At 54.9% G+C, this 17,707-nt stretch carries 17 protein-coding genes, 1 tRNA gene and 1 pseudogene; 10 read left to right on the plus strand and 9 right to left on the minus strand.

The window, feature by feature from the left end; genetic code table 11:
- Nucleotides 1-156: 156 nt before the first annotated feature.
- Both JZ00_RS16500 and JZ00_RS16505 read left to right on the plus strand, forming a co-directional pair.
- On the plus strand, nt 157-501 hold the full coding sequence (locus JZ00_RS16500) for a DUF2442 domain-containing protein (protein WP_052742336.1): 345 nt from the start codon (nt 157-159) through the stop codon (nt 499-501).
- Nucleotides 502-914: 413 nt separating this feature from the next.
- A complete protein-coding gene (locus JZ00_RS16505) occupies nt 915-1,274 on the plus strand; it encodes a DUF6124 family protein (protein WP_039592140.1) in 360 nt (119 codons plus the stop codon).
- 315 nt (nt 1,275-1,589) lie between these two features.
- On the opposite strand, the gene JZ00_RS16510 is transcribed toward JZ00_RS16505, so the two are convergent.
- Nucleotides 1,590-1,799: a hypothetical protein gene (locus JZ00_RS16510; RefSeq protein WP_027605401.1), complete on the minus strand. Its 210-nt coding sequence runs from the start codon at nt 1,797-1,799 to the stop codon at nt 1,590-1,592.
- A 358-nt stretch (nt 1,800-2,157) separates the two neighbouring features.
- On the opposite strand from JZ00_RS16510, the gene JZ00_RS16515 reads away from it, so the two are divergent.
- The gene (locus JZ00_RS16515) at nt 2,158-4,365 is read left to right on the plus strand and encodes a hypothetical protein (RefSeq protein WP_039592139.1); all 2,208 of its coding nucleotides are present in this window, start codon (nt 2,158-2,160) and stop codon (nt 4,363-4,365) included.
- 194 nt (nt 4,366-4,559) lie between these two features.
- Nucleotides 4,560-4,769, plus strand: a pseudogene (locus JZ00_RS31515) (lysis protein); the annotation flags it as partial.
- Nucleotides 4,770-4,773: 4 nt separating this feature from the next.
- On the opposite strand, the gene JZ00_RS30900 reads toward JZ00_RS31515, so the two are convergent.
- The 8 genes from JZ00_RS30900 to JZ00_RS16540 form a co-directional block, all read right to left on the minus strand.
- Entirely contained in the window at nt 4,774-5,499 is a 726-nt protein-coding gene (locus JZ00_RS30900) for a hypothetical protein (RefSeq protein WP_152668442.1), read from the minus strand.
- Nucleotides 5,500-6,363: 864 nt separating this feature from the next.
- On the minus strand, nt 6,364-6,729 hold the full coding sequence (locus tag JZ00_RS30905; protein ID WP_152668443.1) for a hypothetical protein: 366 nt from the start codon (nt 6,727-6,729) through the stop codon (nt 6,364-6,366).
- Between the two features lie 12 nt (nt 6,730-6,741).
- Nucleotides 6,742-7,344 carry a DUF4760 domain-containing protein gene (locus JZ00_RS30225; RefSeq protein WP_152668444.1) on the minus strand — a complete coding sequence of 201 codons (603 nt, stop codon included), beginning with the start codon at nt 7,342-7,344 and terminating at the stop codon, nt 6,742-6,744.
- Between the two features lie 257 nt (nt 7,345-7,601).
- On the minus strand, nt 7,602-7,877 hold the full coding sequence (locus JZ00_RS16520; protein ID WP_039592138.1) for a hypothetical protein: 276 nt from the start codon (nt 7,875-7,877) through the stop codon (nt 7,602-7,604).
- A complete protein-coding gene (locus JZ00_RS16525) occupies nt 7,874-8,854 on the minus strand; it encodes an integrase domain-containing protein (RefSeq protein ID WP_039592137.1) in 981 nt (326 codons plus the stop codon). Before JZ00_RS16525 ends, JZ00_RS16520 begins: the two co-directional genes overlap by 4 nt.
- 288 nt (nt 8,855-9,142) lie before the next feature.
- Complete coding sequence (locus tag JZ00_RS16530; protein WP_039592136.1) at nt 9,143-9,418, minus strand: hypothetical protein; 276 nt, start codon at nt 9,416-9,418, stop codon at nt 9,143-9,145.
- A gap of 424 nt (nt 9,419-9,842) precedes the next feature.
- On the minus strand, nt 9,843-11,171 hold the full coding sequence (locus tag JZ00_RS16535; RefSeq protein ID WP_027605406.1) for a tyrosine-type recombinase/integrase: 1,329 nt from the start codon (nt 11,169-11,171) through the stop codon (nt 9,843-9,845).
- A gap of 163 nt (nt 11,172-11,334) precedes the next feature.
- A tRNA-Leu gene (locus JZ00_RS16540) sits at nt 11,335-11,419 on the minus strand.
- A 108-nt stretch (nt 11,420-11,527) separates the two neighbouring features.
- Between JZ00_RS16540 and queA the strand changes: the two genes are divergently transcribed.
- From queA to JZ00_RS16570, 6 genes are all read left to right on the plus strand, one after another.
- Nucleotides 11,528-12,577, plus strand: a complete 1,050-nt coding sequence (gene queA / locus JZ00_RS16545; protein WP_039592132.1) for a tRNA preQ1(34) S-adenosylmethionine ribosyltransferase-isomerase QueA — start codon at nt 11,528-11,530, stop codon at nt 12,575-12,577.
- Between the two features lie 14 nt (nt 12,578-12,591).
- Nucleotides 12,592-13,707, plus strand: coding sequence for a tRNA guanosine(34) transglycosylase Tgt (gene tgt / locus JZ00_RS16550; RefSeq protein ID WP_161951757.1), 1,116 nt, complete (start codon nt 12,592-12,594; stop codon nt 13,705-13,707).
- Nucleotides 13,708-13,750: 43 nt separating this feature from the next.
- Nucleotides 13,751-14,086: a preprotein translocase subunit YajC gene (gene yajC, locus JZ00_RS16555; RefSeq protein WP_039592131.1), complete on the plus strand. Its 336-nt coding sequence runs from the start codon at nt 13,751-13,753 to the stop codon at nt 14,084-14,086.
- Between the two features lie 64 nt (nt 14,087-14,150).
- Nucleotides 14,151-16,019 (plus strand): protein translocase subunit SecD, encoded by a 1,869-nt coding sequence (gene secD, locus JZ00_RS16560; RefSeq protein ID WP_039592130.1) that lies wholly within the window; start codon nt 14,151-14,153, stop codon nt 16,017-16,019.
- A 9-nt stretch (nt 16,020-16,028) separates the two neighbouring features.
- Nucleotides 16,029-16,943 (plus strand): protein translocase subunit SecF, encoded by a 915-nt coding sequence (gene secF, locus JZ00_RS16565; RefSeq protein ID WP_039592129.1) that lies wholly within the window; start codon nt 16,029-16,031, stop codon nt 16,941-16,943.
- Nucleotides 16,944-17,060: 117 nt separating this feature from the next.
- Entirely contained in the window at nt 17,061-17,609 is a 549-nt protein-coding gene (locus JZ00_RS16570) for a glycine zipper 2TM domain-containing protein (protein WP_014336691.1), read from the plus strand.
- The last annotated feature ends 98 nt before the right edge of the window (nt 17,610-17,707 follow it).

Consider the following 17,707-nt stretch of genomic DNA (forward strand, 5'->3'; position numbering starts at 1 on the left):
ATTATCGGGGTGGGGGTGCGGTGGGGTGTTTGCTGGAGGGGATGGGGGCTTTGCGGGAGGGGATGGAGTGGAAAGATTTTGGGTGTAGCCTTGGCAACGAATCACAAGGCCGACCAGCAAAGCGTGTGAAATGAACAGAATCGGAGACGTTGGCCCATGACCTGCGAAGCCAGAATCAACAGCGTGAAGCCTGTCCCGGGCCAACGTGCGTTGCAAGTGGAGTTTGCCAACGGCAAGCGCTATGACGTTGCCCTGCAGGCACACATCCGACAGTTCTCGGTGCTGAAGCCCTTGGACGATCCGTCCTTGTTCGGCACCGCCCAAGTGGGGGATCGGGGCTTTGATGTACGCTGGGGTGATGGTTTGGAACTGGCCGCTGTCACCTTGCATCGGTTGGCGCTGGAGCAAGCCGGTGAGGTTGCCAACCCCCGTCATTTGAGCCTGGATGTCGAGCAACAAGTCCCCGCTGACGACCGTGGCCCACACCCGGCCACTGAGTAATTGGGGCTGCGCAGCAGCCCCTCTTCATCCATCGGCCAACCGCTCACCCCAGCCAAATGAAGCCCTGTCAGTAACGCCCGACAGACACCGCCATCGAGGCCTCACCAGCCCACGTCGCCTTGCGCCTTTGCCTACAACTACGCCAGAATCCGCCGGCTTGTGCGCCTTGGGCCGCGTCGGTAGTTTGGGACCTGTCACTGCTTATCAGTGATCGGGTTTAGTCGCCCAGGGTGAAACAGGTTGTGCAAGGCGTCATCCAGTCGGGATCTCCATCCTGCACTCGATGGTGGCTGTGCGCAGGGCGTCCTCGGACGCGCCGGTTTCTTGTTTCCCCGGTCGACTAACCTGCGTACAGCTGCCTCCCATCGTTTAGTCGCGAGCGGGTGATGGCTCCAACTACAGGAAGCAAGACGATGGCGAAAGTTACTCCGAATCCTCCCGACGCGAACGAACACGTCTCCCGTGCTCAGTCTGCCCGCAACAAGAAAATCGATGACGCTGCAACGCGAGCGTTGGATTTTTATCTGAAACCCAAGCCTAAGGGCGAAACTTCTGACAAGACCGATTCCATTCTCCGGATTGATCCGGGGGTGGACTCTGAGTGTTTGTTGGCGAATCTCAGTGAGAATCTGGCTTCGGCGAATGCCATGATCAGTGATTTGGCGTTTGACCTGGAGGGGGCAAGGCGGCATGTGGCGTTGGGGATTTTGCAGGTGATTGAGGTGAGTGAGCTGTTGGCGAATCGGGCTTTGGATATTGTTGAGGTGAGGTAGCGCGGCAGGGCTAAGCTCTGACACTGAATTGAAAAAAGGTCTTGCTTGGCAAGACCTTTTTTGTGTCCGAGGGAGACTCGAATAATAGCATAACTGTATAATTAACATAGTTTTTTGCATGTGTACACTTCCACGTTGTACCGTGAAGTGTACATCCTACCTGCCTCCAGTAAGGACTGGTGTGGATGGAAGCTTGATTGGATTTCTCCATCCAATTTCCGACGAGCTGTGAATGATATCTACAAAAAACTGGTTACGGATAGACTCCCTGGTCTACCAAAAAATGCCGAACCGACACATGGCGAACTTTCGCGATTAGTCGGGCGTCATGAGTACAGCAAGCGTTATCTTGATGAACTCCTCGTTTCGATCGATCGTGTCCAGGGCGCCCCGAACATTGTCGGCGACGTCCGCCGATCCGCGCATCTCTACCCAGTTCGAAAGCTCCATGATGGCGGCCTCCAGGGCGAGCTGGTTTTCGTTGATCTTAAATAGCAGGGAAGGGAGTAAGTCTGAGTTTGGCATTGTGCAATCCTCCGTGAAATTTTCAGCGTAGCAGGGGGATTACTGACCTCGGTAGGGAGTTGCGCATGGTCGGAAGGACGCCGGGAGGATGGTGCATCCACAGTTGATTGCTGCCAGTCACTAAGGGCCGCAGTCGACCCGAAGCGGCCGGTCAGCAGTACCAATATCTTGGTTTGTTCCTGATTAATTTGTTCAATTTTTAAGCTCGGTTCTACGCCCGTACATTGAGCTTGTGGTGCGTATGGCAAAATAGTAGCGTATCAAGATTACATCGCTCTAGACTGTGCTTCTCTAGCACTCGTATGATTTTTTGACGTCAATTTAAGGAAGTGTTTTGCAGGCGAAGAAAGGAAGGTCAATGATTACGAAACCGCTGTCTGCTGAGACTGTTTCCCTAATACACCACGTTGAACTGAACGAGTCAGGGTGGTGGAAAAAAGCCTTGGGCCAGGTCGTACAAAGTGCTTTGTGGCAACTTAGCAAACCGGTGAGCTTAGGCGAACTCCAGCTGAAGCTGAGAGATGATCTTTGCACCAATGTTGTTGAGGAATTGCTTCTGGCGCAGCTGGATACTCTGTCTTCACAGGGTGCGGTCTCGGTTATAGCCAAGAAATACAAACTCACTGAAGCCAAGCGAGCAGAGCTTGCAGCGGCCAGAGAGATTGCAATAAAGGAGGCAAAAACCTGCCAAGAAGTATTTGTGGTCAACTGTACGAAGTTCTGCCCTAGGCTCGACGCGGAACACGTTTACGGTGAGTTCACAAAGTGCCTTCAGCGCACGGTCCAGGTCTCTGGTGCCAACTTGTTCCATCTCCTTGTAGATGGCCAGCTCGAACGAGACGTCGACTGGCTTGATCCGTTTCTCGCAAAGTACTCCCAAACCTGTCAGGAAGGACTACGGCATACGCTGTCCATTTTTTTTGCTCCAGCAAATGAAGCGTGTCGAAGCCATGTACTGCGCCTTATGAGGGCTCACTTCTTTGCTGAGGCTTCTCAGCTCAATGCCACCACATTGAAAGCTATTGAAGGTCAACGAAAGAAGCGCACAGTTAAAGTGGTGCTTGATACCAATTTTCTTTTCTCCATCCTGAAGCTACACGATAACCCTGGGGACGATTCGGCGCTTTCTCTGGTTGAGATCACGGAACGTACGGGTAAGAATTTTGAAATAGTGCTTTACGTCCTACCCAGTACGCTGGACGAGGCACAACGGGTTTTGACCAGTCAAATTCGAATGGTTGAACGAATACGTACATCCAGAGCTATGTCACGGTCCGCCTTGACCCAACCTCTTCCCAGCATTGCAAAGAAATTCTTTGATGCCGCTTCGAAGACGCCGGGCCTGAGTGCGGAAGTATTCTTTCGACCCTACGTAGAGGACATGCGGTCTGTTCTTGAAGGGAAGGGCATCAAAATATTGGACGCAAGCCCTGCCAGGTACAATGTCAGGCAGGATGTTATTGATGACGTTCTCACTGAGATGGGTCGTGAGGAGGTGGAGCTGCCTGAGGCCAAGCGCAAGGGTTACGAGACTCTACTTCATGACTCTGTTCTGTGGCACGCGGTCAAGGATCGGCGTTCGGAGAACGATCATTCGCCTTTCGACGTCGAATACTGGGCGGTTACTATAGATTGGCGTTTGATTAATTTTGATCGACAAAAACGCTCGGCTAAAGGTAGTGGCCTGCCTTTGGTACTTCATCCCAGTAGCCTGATCCAACTTATACAATTTTGGATCCCCAGAAGCGCTGAGCTGGATGTCGTCTTGGTCGACAGCTTGAGACTGTCTCTCTACTTTCAATCATTCGACGCTGAGGACGAAAAGGTCACCGTCAAGATTCTGGAATCCATATCCCGATTTGAGGATGTGGGAGACTTTACCGAAACGACAATAAACGTCCTGCTGACGAACCAGGCGTTACGCACTCGCCTCCGAAGCGCAAGTGCTTCGAATGAGGAAGTATTTGAACTCGTCAAGGAGGAGCTAATCGCTCTGCATAACACGGCGGTGCATGATCTCGGTGTGGTATCAGAAGATTTGAAAGCTGCCGGAAACAAGCTAGAGGAGGAAAAACAAAACCGCTTGGCTGTGGCGCGTGATCTGGAAGCCGTATCCGGTAACCTAAATGGCGTCAGCTCAGAGCTTGAGTCCGAGAGAAGGATTCGGTTGGCCACCGAGACCCAGCTGAATGAAACGGCGACCGCCGAGGGCCAAATCAGAAAAAGCTATGATCGCCTCGTCTATATTTTGAAGGTGATTGTCTGCCCTAGCGTGTTGTTTTTGATTGTTTCTATCACCGCCTATGCCCTCATTGTAAAGTACTGGAGCAACTCCATCTCTCTACCTTCGATCACTGCAATAGGGCTCGGCGTGATTCCTGTAATCGCTGCCATGCTGTGGTCGCCGCATCTGACTCACGCCAATCAAAATTTAGTTACATGGAGACCGGCTTCTCTTATCAGTAGTTTGGGCCGCAGGACGGCCACCCTTTTCACGGTGGCCATAGGTGCGATTTTCTCCGGTGCTGTGTGGGACTACTGTAAATACTTGTTCGACATCCATTAATGGAAGCGGCCCGAACCAATGAATGACATCAAATGTTCGATTTACATGCCTAGCGTGAAGTTTCTGCCCTCCACGCCGGCTGGGCGTGAGGCCATTTAGACAATCGCGCCTTTAGGAAGGTGACGGTTGATGGCTGCTTTTGGCCGATTTTTGCCTTCCGCTACCGGCTGAAATCGACCCAAAGCTGACTAGGAAGGTTGTCAGTCCCGTTCTACCTCAGGGATTCAACCGGCGGCTGTTCAGTGCCCGCCGGTACTGGCGCCGTCGGGGTGGTTTATGGAGGAGCGTGCGCCCGACTTGCCCCAGCGCATGCTCAACGAATTGTCGCGATCAGCGATACCAGAGACCAAGGATTGATCGCGCTGCAGGCTTGTCAGGCCTATGTGAGAGAGTTGTCCGAGTGATTGCTTAATATGACAACCCATTCGAAGGCTTGTTAGCATCAGTAGGCATGGGAAACGCTGTTGCAAAACTCAATTGATCATTTTTCACCAAACCTTCTCGCAAAAAGCCTGATCGTATTTCCGCACCGTTTGATTCGTAACGGACTTCTACAAGTGCCGGCCCATTAGATCGAACTTCGTATATGTGTTGATAGTTGCTTTGTGATGAGGGGGATTTTGGTCCGCCAAGTATTGAGTTGTTAAGAAATAACTCGGGTTTTTTAAAGTGCTTGAAAGCTTCATACATTCTAGGGCACTCGCCCTCTGCTACGATTGACTCGAAATTTTCGACGGACCTATCTAACTCGGATAAAAATTCTAACTGGGCTATTACTAGATTGTATCCGTTGGGGAGATCATCAAGATATCGCAGTTGATAAGATTTTTGACACAACTTTAGAAAATCTACGTTGCATGCGTTATAGAGATCCTTGGAGTAATTTTTGAGAGACTCCCAGTGAGCTTTTTTTAGATGTCCATGGCTCTCATTTCCATTTACAGCCATGACTCCTTTTAAGTATTTTTCAAGTGCTGTAGATGCTAACACTGCGCCCTGAGGAAGTAAGGCGGCGTTTATCAATACGCGAGCGGCGAGATAATCTGAAAAGCCGGAGGAGTAAAAGTCTATAACTTTTTTTGCTTCATTACCCTTAAGAAGTTTTTTCAATTTTCGACCGCGTGCATCTTGCATGTATTTTTTCCAATAGTTAATTTTTGATTTCTTGGTAGTTACAGCGCGCCAGCTAACTTTCGTCTGGCCATTCTATCGGAGGGTGTGCAGTTTTTGCGAGAAAAAATCCCATCGACTTCATCGGCTCTTGGCGACCGAGATAGAAGTCTTTTCGCGACGGCGAAGCTTACACCTCGCGTAATGACGTCATCCACAACAACGATAGTGGATCGAAGGGGAGTTGAAGCCAAGCCTATCTAATTGGAGTTTCCCCCAATACAATCTTGGTAAGAGCGATTTCATGGCTGGGACGCGATCTCAGCGGCGGCCTGGACGATGACCTCCGCATACTCAACGAATTATCGGAGTCACCGGAGACGGCGACCAAGGATTGATTGCATTGCGAGCCTATCAGGCCTGCGTAATTCGGTCGACAGCATTTCGGAGGAAGGGTGACGTTGGGCCTGAATCCGGCCAATAGCTGCCGATCATGAGGGTATAATTCTAAATGAGGTGATGCCTGTAAGGTGTTTCTGAGTGTCACGCCTCTCGAAACAGCTTAGGTGTTTCCCTGCCTAGCCTTCAGTATTGTAATTATATCGGTCGGCAGAAAAGCAGCCTGCATGCTATGGTAGTTATCAAGTAGGCAACACCGCTGACGCACGTCATCAATTGTAAAATCACGATCACCTATCTCCGAAAACTTCCGCGCCATAGTACATAATTGCACTTGAGCCTGAACCCGTTATCATAATGTCCGTACCCATGTGACTGACTTGGCGCCCCCTTATGAAAGTTTCGCACCCAAGAGACGCCCAAAGCAGATAAGTAAAATGAATTTGTTTTTCACCATTATTCAAAATTTTATTATAAATACAACTGCGTTCATTTTACTGACTCGCCATGATTTTTGGTGCTTTCTTTATTTTCCTTTGAGTCTACTATTTTAATGCGCCCGAAGAAGTCAGACACAGTTGGTGCAGCTAGCGAGGAAAGTATCCCGACAACAAAGCTAACTACAATGGCTACACTAAAATTTCTAAGTTTCTGCCACCAGCGAGATTTATATTCAGGAGCCCAAGTGTAATTCTTGCAGCTCGGGCACTTTATTTTCGCTCCAGCACTAAGCTCGGTAATATTTAGGGTTTGATTGCAGTCAGAGTTTGGGCAGTCGATAGTTCTAATAACTTGTTGAGAAACGGAAACCCGATTGCCTTCTACATTGTCGGGGACTATAGGAGCGCCGCTCATATTGTGTCTTCCTTAACGTAGGGATGACGGAGTGTTCCGCCAGCGATAAGCCATTTTTTCAAATGATGTAAAAAGGGAAGGTGATCCTGTTCGCTCTCGAAGGTTCTCAATGAAACGATCAAAAGTAGAGTGCGTAGAAATTACTGTCGCTAAAAAGTAACGCCTTAAATAATACTCATCTGCCAAGCTGAATTCTATGGCTTGAGCAATCTCCTCAAAAAAATTAAGAAGCGTTATTGCTTTGAAGTATTCTTCTTGATCCTCTTTTATGAGCTTTTCTAGCCCCGCATAGTTTAGCTCTTTCCAATTTCTATCAGAAAGCAGAACTACCCTATTGCTCTTTAGCAATTCGGGGCCATTCCAAGACTTTATAAATGACGAGGCATAAATTTTTTTCTCGCGCAGCTGCTCTTTCTTTTTTAGTGTCGATAGGTGTAGAACTCCTAATCCTATAATTAATAGGGCAAAAACTTCAATTCCATTTAGTAGCCAATCGATATTTATATACATTCCACGCCCCACTTTTTCGCCACATAAGTTGATTGTAATATTTAACGCTTGGTGCCATTTCGTAGTAGCATTTTTTAAAATCATCGCGGTGCGTTGATAGCTCAATGCTACTTCAGCTTAGCGTGCCACGCTACGGTGACTCGCGGGAGTGTCCGCTTTTGGCCGATTGTGTTGAAAAAGTCGGTCCTTCCAGACTGCCCGCGTACTGACTGTTGAAAATGCCTTCTTTGCGCGCAGCTACGCGAAATCTGAGCCCGGAATCCTCTGATCAAAGTAAAGATTTCAATCTCAAGCGCGTACTTTTCTACCGTGGAAACCATGGCCGACTTTTTCAACAGAATCGGCCGTTTTCTGACCTTCGCTTAGGGGGTGAACTGCCAGGATTTTCCTAGACGATGAGTGAGTAATTGCATGGTCAGCAAATAGTAATAGCGCGTCGACTCAGTGCGCTGGTTTAGATGGTGATTCAAAAACCATGCAAGGTGTTTTCTCTGCCAAGTCCATGGATTGTCGCATTGCCAGCGCTCAGCGATCGCTGTTTGGATAGTCTTCGCCTGACGCAGGTGGCGTTGGCGTGTGGTGTGTGACCCGGTCAAGACGCCCGCCAGGAACAGCTCCATATCGAATGCCGTGTTCATGCTCGACCACCAATGTAAGCCGATACCACGCCGATACGGCCGTGCCCCAGCTCATAGCTGATTTGTACTCGGGCCTCCTGATCGAGGTGTCGGTTGAACTGATAGCAATGGCCACCGTTGATAGGCGCGGGATGATGGGTGATTTGCTCATAACGTTCGCATGCATAGGCTGCCCGCAATTCATGGAAGCCTTTGAGGTTGTTCTTATAGAGGATGTCCCGTGCGGGGCCGACGATTCCCTGCAAGAAATCGAGGTAGCGTTCGTTCGGTGCAAGCAGGTTGCGGCTATCGTCGGGCGAGACCTTTTCGGCAAACCTCAGTGCGTCACGAATATGATCATCCTCCCTGATCCAGCGAGGTGCTGACGCGCCTGAACGGCCACCTTTGGTACCGTCCTGGATGTTGATCTTGCCGTATTGTTCGGCCTCATGTTTCAAGCGCGGAAGGTCGGCCAAAATCGCCTCGCGTAAGCGCATGCCTGTGGCTCGGGCCAGCTGCACGATGGCAGCCGCGCGCGGCAGTTGGTATTCGCAGAGCGCCTCGACGATCCGCTTCACCTGTTCACGATCCTGGCCTTGCGGGGTTGCTGTGCGGACGGTTGTGCGCTGCAGTCCTAAAGCCTTGCTCGGACTCGACACCTTCACATACTGATCACCTCTCAGCGCGGCCATGGTCCGATTCACACTGGATAATCGGTTTTGCGCAGTCGCGATAGCGAGCTCACCTTGTTCAACTTGCTGGCGCAGATACCCGGCGTAGTCCAGCAAGGTCTGCCGATCAATTTGTCGCGCATCGTTAAACCCTGGTCCATCCTCCGACCGACACCAGCGTACAAACGCCTGCCAGCGATCACTGTGCGCCTTGACCGTGCCGTAATGCCCACCGCCGAACATGTCTTTCAACGCCTGCGGCCCGGCGTAGCTCAATTGCCGGCCATAGCCAAAATTGCGCCCATCCCGTTTACCGACCAGCGCCATGATCAAACTCCTCTCGAAGTCAAAACGTTGAAGCTTTTCCCCACGTCATCCCGCCAAGAATGTTGAGTGTTATCAGGGATCAAGGCCCCTGCGACCTGTGAGGGTTGTCCACTAACGCGGGACTGTCGGCTCTTTACGACCGGGAGCTTGGGCATCTCATGATCTGGCCTCCTGAACACCGTTACCGGTGGGCGGGTGGAGGCTGCACTGGCTGACGAGACCAGTGCCGCGAGATCCTGAGTCAGGTGAAGGCAGTGAAGCGATGACCGGGGCATGCCTGACTGTCAGTCAGGTGCAGTCCATTCCGTAGGCTGCGGCACCATCATCTGCATCGCCGTTGCTGGTGACTTCGGTGTTTGTCACGCCGATTGTCACGAGGGGAAATGCCGCAAAGCCTTGTACGAGATGGGCTGCAGCAGCGGTAGGAGCGCCCGTCTCTTTCCGGAAGAAAGAGACGGGCGCAGGTTGGCGCAATGAAATGGCCAAGCGGATAGGTTGCTGCAGGGCAGCTACGAAGGGGTGTGAGTTGCCGCAGTGGGCACTCTGGTAGAAGTAGGCATCCATCACATCGCTGTGACTGTGCGAGCCGCCGGACGCTCATCGCACTTTGGGAGAACCACCACGGTGTGGCGTAGCCTTAAAGGTTCTGGCTACCTGAGTTGCTGTCAACGACAGCGCTTTGCCCGATCTTTTTTACGCCTGTGGATAATTCGGGTCAAGGCTCGAATTATCCGGAGTTCTGCGGCGGTGGGTGAAATTATCCACCGGTGGAAATCAGTGGTTTTCCACAGACAGCTGTATGGGCTTTAGATTTTTTAAGTGAGGTCCATCCAAGCAGGGCGGCTTTGCAGCCCTGTTTGGATGGACCCGCGTGGAAGGCTGGGCTGTGGAGATCTCACCGACTTACCAGTGTTGGAATGCGCCACGGTAGTTTTGCAAGGCGATGATGTTGTCGTCGACCGGGTCGAATTGGTGAGGCGTCACGTGATCACTGAGTCGCCGTTGAGTCTGTCTCGATAGGCAACTTTTGGAGGTGATCATCTTTGTGTGCATGGGATGCTGTTAGAGGCGGTGCAGAAGGGCGTGCGAGGAACTGATTAACGCGAGTATCAAATTGATCGCGAAGGTTGGCTGTAATGCCTTCTTTGAGGGCGTCGAGATAGTCTGCATACCACTGCATCATGATCCGACGTTGCGGCAGGTATAGGGCTTGATTGTACTCGCCAGAGATGCCGCCCTCGACGTGAGCCAGCTGGCTTTCGACATGGTCCTTCAGCCAGCCATGTTCGCGCAGCAGCGTGCTTGCGGTATGACGAGTGCCATGGCTGACGAGTCGTCCTTTATAGCCGATCTTGGCGAACACCAGGTTGATCGTGTTTTCACTGATGACTGGCTGCTTTTCACCATTGCCTGGGAATAGATACCGACTGCGGCCAGTGCTTTGGTTCAGTTTGGTAAGCATGGCGATCAACTGATGAGGTAGAGGGCTGACGTAGTCTCTGCGCATCTTCATGCGGGCGGCCGGGATGGTCCATATCCCTTCCTCAAAATCGATTTCCTCCCATTTTGCGTAGCGAACCATGCCGGGGCGGCTCGCTGTCAGAATTGTCATCCATGATGCAATCCTCGCTGGTAGCCGGCTGGTGGTCTTGCTTAAGGCCCGGAGAAATTCAGGTAGTTCGTGTTCGTGCAGATGTGGGTAGTGTTGAGTGGGCGGTGGGGCTATCGCAATGGCATGGAGTTCGGAGGCTGGATTGTGTTCGCACAGGCCGCGTGCAATGGCTTGACTGAAAATCTGTTTCAGCCAGGTCCGGGTCTTGTCCGCAACATTGAAGGCGCCTCGTTTTTCGATGCAGGCCTGCAGTTTTGCGCAGTCGCTTCGCGTGATGAGCTCCAGTTGCTTCTCGCCGAGAGCGGGCAGTAGATCCTTATCGAGATAGTCGCGGATCTTCTTCAGCGTCGCGCTGCTGCGGCCGGAGTCCGATTTGAATTGGTACCAGTACTCCGCGGCTCGCCTGAAGGTGTTGAGCCCGGCCTCCTGCTGTCGCAGTTTGTCATCGCGGCGTTTGGCGCCGGGGTTGGTGCCTTGCTTGAGTAGGTTGCGGCATTCTGCAGCTCGTTCACGGGCTTCCTGCAAGGAGATATGCGGATACACACCCAGTGACATGCGCGCCGCCCGCCCCTGATAGGTGTACCGGAAGTGCCAATACTTGCTGCCGTTGGGTTTCACCAGCAAGGCAAGACCCGAACTATCACTCAACGTGAACGGTCTGTCGGCAGGCTTGGACGCTTTGATTTGCAAGGCGGTCAATGGCATCGCTGTACACCTCCGGTTCTCGAACTGGAATATGTACAGAAAATGTACCAAAAAGAGGCTGGCTTGCAAGAGATGGGGGTGGAACCCCAGAGACCAAAAAGCCCGCAGTTAGCGGGCTCTAGGGGTGTTACGTAGACGCTGGTAGTCGTCTATGTACTGCAAATGGTGCCCCGAGGGAGACTCGAACTCCCACTCCTTTCGAAAACGGATTTTGAATCCGCCGCGTCTACCAATTCCGCCATCAGGGCTCAATGGCGGCGAAGTATAGAGAGGTGCCTACCGTTGGTCAATCACGTTTCATGGTGAATTTTTAATATTTCCGCTAGACTTTCCGGCCCTGCTAGACGAACCCCATCATGCGTGTTGCTGACTTTACCTTCGAACTCCCGGATTCGCTGATCGCTCGCCACCCTCTGGCCGAGCGGCGCGCCAGTCGACTGTTGACCCTGGACGGGGTCAGCGGCGCCATGGCTCACCGTCAATTCTCTGATTTGCTCGAGCATTTGCGCCCGGGCGATTTGATGGTGTTCAACAATACCCGGGTGATTCCGGCGCGGTTGTTTGGCCAGAAGGCTTCCGGCGGCAAGCTGGAGATTCTGGTGGAGCGGGTGCTGGACAGTCATCGGGTGCTGGCCCATGTGCGGTCGAGCAAGTCGCCCAAGCCCGGTTCGTCGATCTTGATCGACGGCGGCGGTGAGGCGCGGATGGTGGCGCGCCATGATGCGTTGTTCGAGCTGGCGTTTGCCGAAGAGGTTTTGCCGCTGCTCGACCGTGTCGGGCACATGCCGTTGCCTCCTTATATAGACCGCCCGGACGAAGGTTCGGACCGCGAGCGTTATCAGACCGTGTACGCCGAGCGCCTGGGGGCGGTGGCGGCGCCGACGGCGGGGCTGCATTTTGATCAGCCATTGCTGGAGGCGATTGCGGCCAAGGGCGTGGAGACGGCGTTCGTGACGCTGCACGTCGGCGCGGGGACGTTCCAGCCGGTGCGCGTGGATCGCATCGAAGACCACCACATGCACAGCGAATGGCTGGAAGTCAGTCAGGAAGTCGTCGATGCCGTGGCGGCCTGTCGTGCGCGCGGCGGTCGAGTAGTGGCGGTGGGGACCACCAGCGTGCGTTCGCTGGAAAGCGCCGCGCGCGATGGCGTGCTCAAGCCGTTCAGTGGCGACACCGACATCTTTATCTACCCGGGCCGGCCGTTCCATGTGGTCGATGCCCTGGTCACTAACTTTCATTTGCCCGAATCCACGCTGTTGATGCTGGTTTCGGCGTTCGCCGGTTATCCCGAAGCCATGGCCGCCTACAAGGCCGCCGTCGAGCATGGGTACCGCTTTTTCAGCTACGGTGATGCGATGTTCATCACCCGTAACCCCGCGCCACGCGGGCCCGAGGAAACCGTATGAGTCGCACCTGTCGCATGTCCTTCGAGTTGCTTGCCACCGATGGCAAGGCTCGTCGCGGACGCCTGACCTTCCCCCGCGGAACCGTGGAAACCCCTGCGTTCATGCCGGTGGGCACCTACGGCACGGTCAAGGGCATGTTGCCGCGTGACATCGAGGCGATTGGCGCGGAAATCATCCTCGGCAACACCTTCCACCTGTGGCTGCGCCCGGGCATGGAAGTGATCAAGGCCCACGGCGACCTGCACGATTTCATGCAATGGAAAGGCCCGATCCTGACCGACTCCGGCGGCTTCCAGGTGTTCAGCCTCGGTGCCATGCGCAAGATCAAGGAAGAGGGCGTGACCTTCGCCTCGCCGGTGGACGGTTCCAAGGTGTTCATGGGCCCGGAAGAGTCGATGCAGGTGCAGCGCGACCTGGGCTCGGACATCGTGATGATCTTCGACGAATGCACGCCGTACCCGGCCGATGAAGACGTGGCGCGGGTGTCCATGGAGCTGTCGTTGCGCTGGGCCCAGCGTTCGAAGAATGCCCATGGCGAGAACACGGCGGCGCTGTTCGGCATCGTCCAGGGCGGTATGCACCGCGACCTGCGCATGCGTTCGCTGGAAGGCCTGGACAAGATCGGCTTCGACGGCCTGGCGATTGGTGGCCTGTCGGTGGGCGAGCCGAAGCACGAAATGATCAAGGTGCTCGATTACCTGCCGGGCGAAATGCCCGCTGACAAACCTCGTTACCTTATGGGCGTTGGCAAACCGGAAGATCTGGTTGAGGGTGTGCGCCGCGGGGTGGACATGTTCGATTGCGTGATGCCAACCCGTAATGCCCGCAATGGGCATCTGTTCATCGACACCGGTGTGCTGAAGATCCGTAACGCGTTTCATCGCCATGATGATTCGCCGCTCGATCCGACGTGCGATTGCTATACCTGCCAGAACTTCTCCCGCGCTTATCTGCATCATTTGGACAAGTGCGGCGAAATGCTCGGCAGCATGCTCAATACCATCCACAATTTGCGCCATTATCAGGTGCTTATGGCTGGTTTGCGCGAGGCTATCCAACAGGGTACATTGGCCGCCTTTGTCGAGGCCTTCTATGCCAAGCGCGGGTTGCCTGTTCCGCCTTTGGACTGAATTTTCCGATCCCTAGATTCAATACTTGCAACTGGAGTGCTAAATGAGCTTTTTTATCTCTAACGCCATGGCCGATGCCGCTGCACCTGCAGCTGCGCCAATGGGTGGCGGTTTCGAGTGGATTTTCCTGGTCGGCTTCCTGGTCATCTTCTACCTGATGATCTGGCGTCCACAGGCCAAGCGCGCCAAAGAGCAGAAGAACCTGCTCAGCAGCCTGCAGAAGGGCGACGAAGTGGTCACCACCGGCGGCATCGCTGGCAAGATCACCAAAGTGTCCGACGACTTCGTGGTACTGGAAGTCTCCGACACTGTTGAAATGAAGTTCCAGAAGGGCGCCATCGCGGCCACGCTGCCAAAAGGCACGCTGAAAGCGATCTAAAGTAACAACTTCTCTTCAATCGACGGGGCGCGCAAGGCGCCCCGCGTCATAAGCGGGCGGCGTGATGCTGAACAAATACCCTCTGTGGAAATACCTACTGATCCTGGCGGTGCTGGCGGTCGGTGTGATTTATTCCGCTCCCAATCTTTACCCGGATGACGCGGCCATTCAGGTCAGTGGCGCAAGCACTGCGCTGCAGGTCACCCAGGCCGATCTGGATCGCGCGAGCGCTGCGCTCAAGGCGTCCAATATCGAGGTCAAGGCTGCGTCCATCGCCGAAAACGGCAAGGGCGGCCTGTTGCGCCTGGTCAAGTCTGAAGACCAACTGCCGGCCAAGGACGTGGTGCGCAAGGCGTTGGGCGACGACTACGTAGTAGCCCTGAACCTGGCCCAGACCACCCCGCAGTGGCTGCGCAACCTCGGCGCCCACCCAATGAAGCTGGGCCTGGACTTGTCCGGTGGTGTGCACTTCCTGCTGGAAGTGGACATGGAAAAAGCCCTCGACGCACGCCTGAAAGTCTACGAAGGCGACGTCAAGAGCCTGCTGCGCAAAGAGCGCGTGCGCTATCGCAGCCTGCCGCAGTTCGAAGGTGCCATTCAGCTGGGCTTCAGTGATGAAGATGCCCGCGAACAGGCCCGTGCGCTGGTCCGCAAGAACTTCAACGATTTCGACATTGTACCGGCCGACCTCAATGGCCAACCGGTGCTGCGTCTGGCGATGACCCCGGCCAAGCTGGCGGAAATCCGCGAATACTCCATCAAGCAGAACTTGACCACGGTGCGTAACCGCGTCAACGAGCTGGGTGTGGCCGAGCCGATCGTGCAGCGCCAGGGCGCCAACCGCATCGTGGTTGAACTGCCAGGCGTGCAGGACACTGCCGAAGCCAAGCGTATCCTCGGCAAGACTGCCAATCTGGAATTCCGCCTGGCCGCTGAGCCGGGTGCGTCCAAGGCCACGTCCGAGAGCTTCGAGTTCCGTGAGGGCGGTCGTCCGGCGGCGCAGATCGAGCGCGGCCTGATCATCACCGGTGACCAGGTGACCGACGCCCAGGCGGGCTTCGACGAGCAGGGTCGTCCGCAGGTGAACATTCGTCTCGACGGCCACGGCGGCGAACTGATGAGCCGCGCTACGCGCAGCAACGTCGGTCGCAGCATGGCGGTGATTTTCATCGAGCAGAAGCCGACCACCACCTACACCAAGCAAGTGGTCAACGGCGTCGAGAAAGACGTACCGGTCCAGACCTTCAAGGAAGAGAAGAAGATCATCAGCCTGGCGACTATCCAGTCGCCACTGGGCAGCCAGTTCCGCATCACCGGCCTGAACGGCCAGGGCGAGTCCTCGGAGCTGGCGCTTTTGCTGCGTGCCGGTGGCCTGGCCGCGCCGATGTACTTCGCTGAAGAACGCACCATCGGTCCGAGCCTGGGTGCCGACAACATCACCAAGGGCATCGACGCATCCCTGTGGGGCATGTTGTTCGTGTCGCTGTTCATCATCGCCATCTACCGCTTCTTCGGCTTGATCGCCACGGTTGCGCTGGCGGTGAACATGGTGCTGCTGCTGGCCTTGATGTCCTTGCTGGGCGCGACGCTGACCCTGCCGGGTATCGCCGGTATTGTCTTGACCATGGGTATGGCGGTGGACGCCAACGTGCTGATCTTCTCGCGGATACGTGAAGAGATCGCCGCGGGCATGTCGGTCCAGCGGGCAATCAACGAAGGCTTCGGCCGCGCATTCACTGCGATTATCGACTCCAACCTGACCACGTTGCTGGTCGGCGGGATTCTCTTTGCCATGGGCACCGGCCCGGTCAAGGGCTTTGCAGTGACCATGTCCCTCGGGATCTTTACCTCGATGTTCACAGCCATCATGGTGACCCGTGCAATGGTCAACCTGATTTATGGTGGTCGTGACGTCAAGAAGTTGTGGATTTAAGGGGCTGCCATGTTACGTACAATCAACTTCATGGGCGTTCGCAACATTGCGTTCGGCGTCACATTGTTCCTCACGGCCCTGGCGTTGTTCAGCTGGGCCACCAAGGGCCTGAACTACGGCCTGGACTTCACCGGCGGTACGCTCATCGAGCTGACCTACGAGCGTCCGGCCGACGTCACCAAGGTGCGTGAGCAACTGGCGAGCTCGGGCTACAGCGATGCCGTCGTGCAGAGCTTTGGCGCCACCACCGATTTGCTGGTGCGCATGCCGGGTGAAGACCCGCAGTTGGGCCATCAGGTCGCCGAGGCCTTGCAGAAGGCCGGCGGCGACAACCCGGCCCAGGTCAAGCGCGTCGAGTTCGTCGGCCCGCAGGTGGGTGAAGAGTTGCGCGACCAGGGCGGCCTCGGCATGCTGTTGGCGCTGGGCGGCGTGATGCTCTACCTGGCTTTCCGCTTCCAGTGGAAGTTCGCGGTGGGCGCCATCGTCTCGCTGATTCATGACGTGATCGTCACCGTGGGCATCCTGTCGTTCTTCCAGATCACCTTCGACCTGACGGTGCTGGCGGCGGTGTTGGCGATCATCGGTTACTCGCTCAACGACACCATCGTGGTGTTCGACCGGGTGCGTGAGAACTTCCGTGTGCTGCGCAAGGCGTCCTTGATCGAGAACATCAATATCTCGACCACCCAGACCCTGCTGCGGACCATGGCGACGTCGATTTCCACCTTGCTGGCAATTGCTGCGCTGCTGTTCTTCGGCGGCGACAACCTGTTCGGTTTCTCCATCGCGTTGTTCATTGGTGTGATGGCGGGTACTTACTCGTCGATCTATATCGCCAACGTGGTGTTGATCTGGCTGAACCTGAGCACCGAGGATCTGATTCCTCCAGCGGCCACTGACACCGAGGTGGACGACCGCCCGTAAGGCTCGGTTTTCCGTCCGTCACCGCTGAAAAGGCGCGAGTTGAACTCGCGCCTTTTTTTGTGCTCCAAGGCTGGGAGAAGCGCGGATTAATCCGCTTGTGATGGTCAGGAGGTTCAAGTGAACAAATCGATGCTGGTTGGTGCGGTATTGGGTGCTGTCGGTGTAACAGCCGGTGGTGCGGTCGCCACCTACAGCTTGGTAAAAAGTGGCCCTGAGTATGCGCAAGTATTGGCCGTGGAACCGGTCAAGACCCAGATCAAGACTCCGCGTGAAGTGTGCAAGGACGTCACCGTAACTCGGCAGAAGCCAGTCCAGGACCAACACCAGATCGCCGGCACCGTGCTCGGCGCCGTGGCCGGTGGCCTGTTGGGCAACCAGATCGGTGGCGGCACCGGCAAGAAAATCGCCACTGTGGCGGGTGCGGCCGGTGGTGGTTATGCCGGTAACAAGATCCAGGAAGGCATGCAGGAACGTGACACCTACACCACCACCCAAACTCGCTGCAACACGGTCAATGACATCAGCGACAAGGTTGTAGGCTACGACGTCCGCTACATGCTCGATGGCAAGGAAGGCAAAGTCCGCATGGACCGCGACCCGGGCAACCAGATTCCGGTGAGCAAGGAAGGCCAACTGATCCTTGGCCAGAACGAACCGGCCCAGTAATTGGAAAATGTACAAGAAGCACCCTTCGGGGTGCTTTTTTACGCCCGCGTTTTATACCCCACCCAAATCCGCTGTGTGAGCGAGCCTGCTCGCGAAAG

The sequence above is a fragment of the Pseudomonas frederiksbergensis genome (genome assembly GCF_000802155.2).
In the GTDB taxonomy this organism is placed as follows: domain Bacteria; phylum Pseudomonadota; class Gammaproteobacteria; order Pseudomonadales; family Pseudomonadaceae; genus Aquipseudomonas; species Aquipseudomonas frederiksbergensis_A.

Coding starts and splice junctions, on each gene's coding strand:
- JZ00_RS16500 (WP_052742336.1), top strand. CDS start 157: ATGACCTGCGAAGCCAGAATCAACAGCGTGAAGCCTGTCCCGGGCCAA.
- JZ00_RS30905 (WP_152668443.1), bottom strand. CDS start 6,729: ATGAGCGGCGCTCCTATAGTCCCCGACAATGTAGAAGGCAATCGGGTT.
- JZ00_RS16510 (WP_027605401.1), bottom strand. CDS start 1,799: ATGCCAAACTCAGACTTACTCCCTTCCCTGCTATTTAAGATCAACGAA.
- JZ00_RS16525 (WP_039592137.1), bottom strand. CDS start 8,854: ATGGCGCTGGTCGGTAAACGGGATGGGCGCAATTTTGGCTATGGCCGG.
- tgt (WP_161951757.1), top strand. CDS start 12,592: ATGTCCTTCGAGTTGCTTGCCACCGATGGCAAGGCTCGTCGCGGACGC.
- JZ00_RS16515 (WP_039592139.1), top strand. CDS start 2,158: ATGATTACGAAACCGCTGTCTGCTGAGACTGTTTCCCTAATACACCAC.
- yajC (WP_039592131.1), top strand. CDS start 13,751: ATGAGCTTTTTTATCTCTAACGCCATGGCCGATGCCGCTGCACCTGCA.
- JZ00_RS16505 (WP_039592140.1), top strand. CDS start 915: ATGGCGAAAGTTACTCCGAATCCTCCCGACGCGAACGAACACGTCTCC.
- secD (WP_039592130.1), top strand. CDS start 14,151: ATGCTGAACAAATACCCTCTGTGGAAATACCTACTGATCCTGGCGGTG.
- JZ00_RS16530 (WP_039592136.1), bottom strand. CDS start 9,418: ATGGATGCCTACTTCTACCAGAGTGCCCACTGCGGCAACTCACACCCC.
- queA (WP_039592132.1), top strand. CDS start 11,528: ATGCGTGTTGCTGACTTTACCTTCGAACTCCCGGATTCGCTGATCGCT.
- secF (WP_039592129.1), top strand. CDS start 16,029: ATGTTACGTACAATCAACTTCATGGGCGTTCGCAACATTGCGTTCGGC.
- JZ00_RS30900 (WP_152668442.1), bottom strand. CDS start 5,499: ATGCAAGATGCACGCGGTCGAAAATTGAAAAAACTTCTTAAGGGTAAT.
- JZ00_RS16535 (WP_027605406.1), bottom strand. CDS start 11,171: ATGCCATTGACCGCCTTGCAAATCAAAGCGTCCAAGCCTGCCGACAGA.
- JZ00_RS16520 (WP_039592138.1), bottom strand. CDS start 7,877: ATGAACACGGCATTCGATATGGAGCTGTTCCTGGCGGGCGTCTTGACC.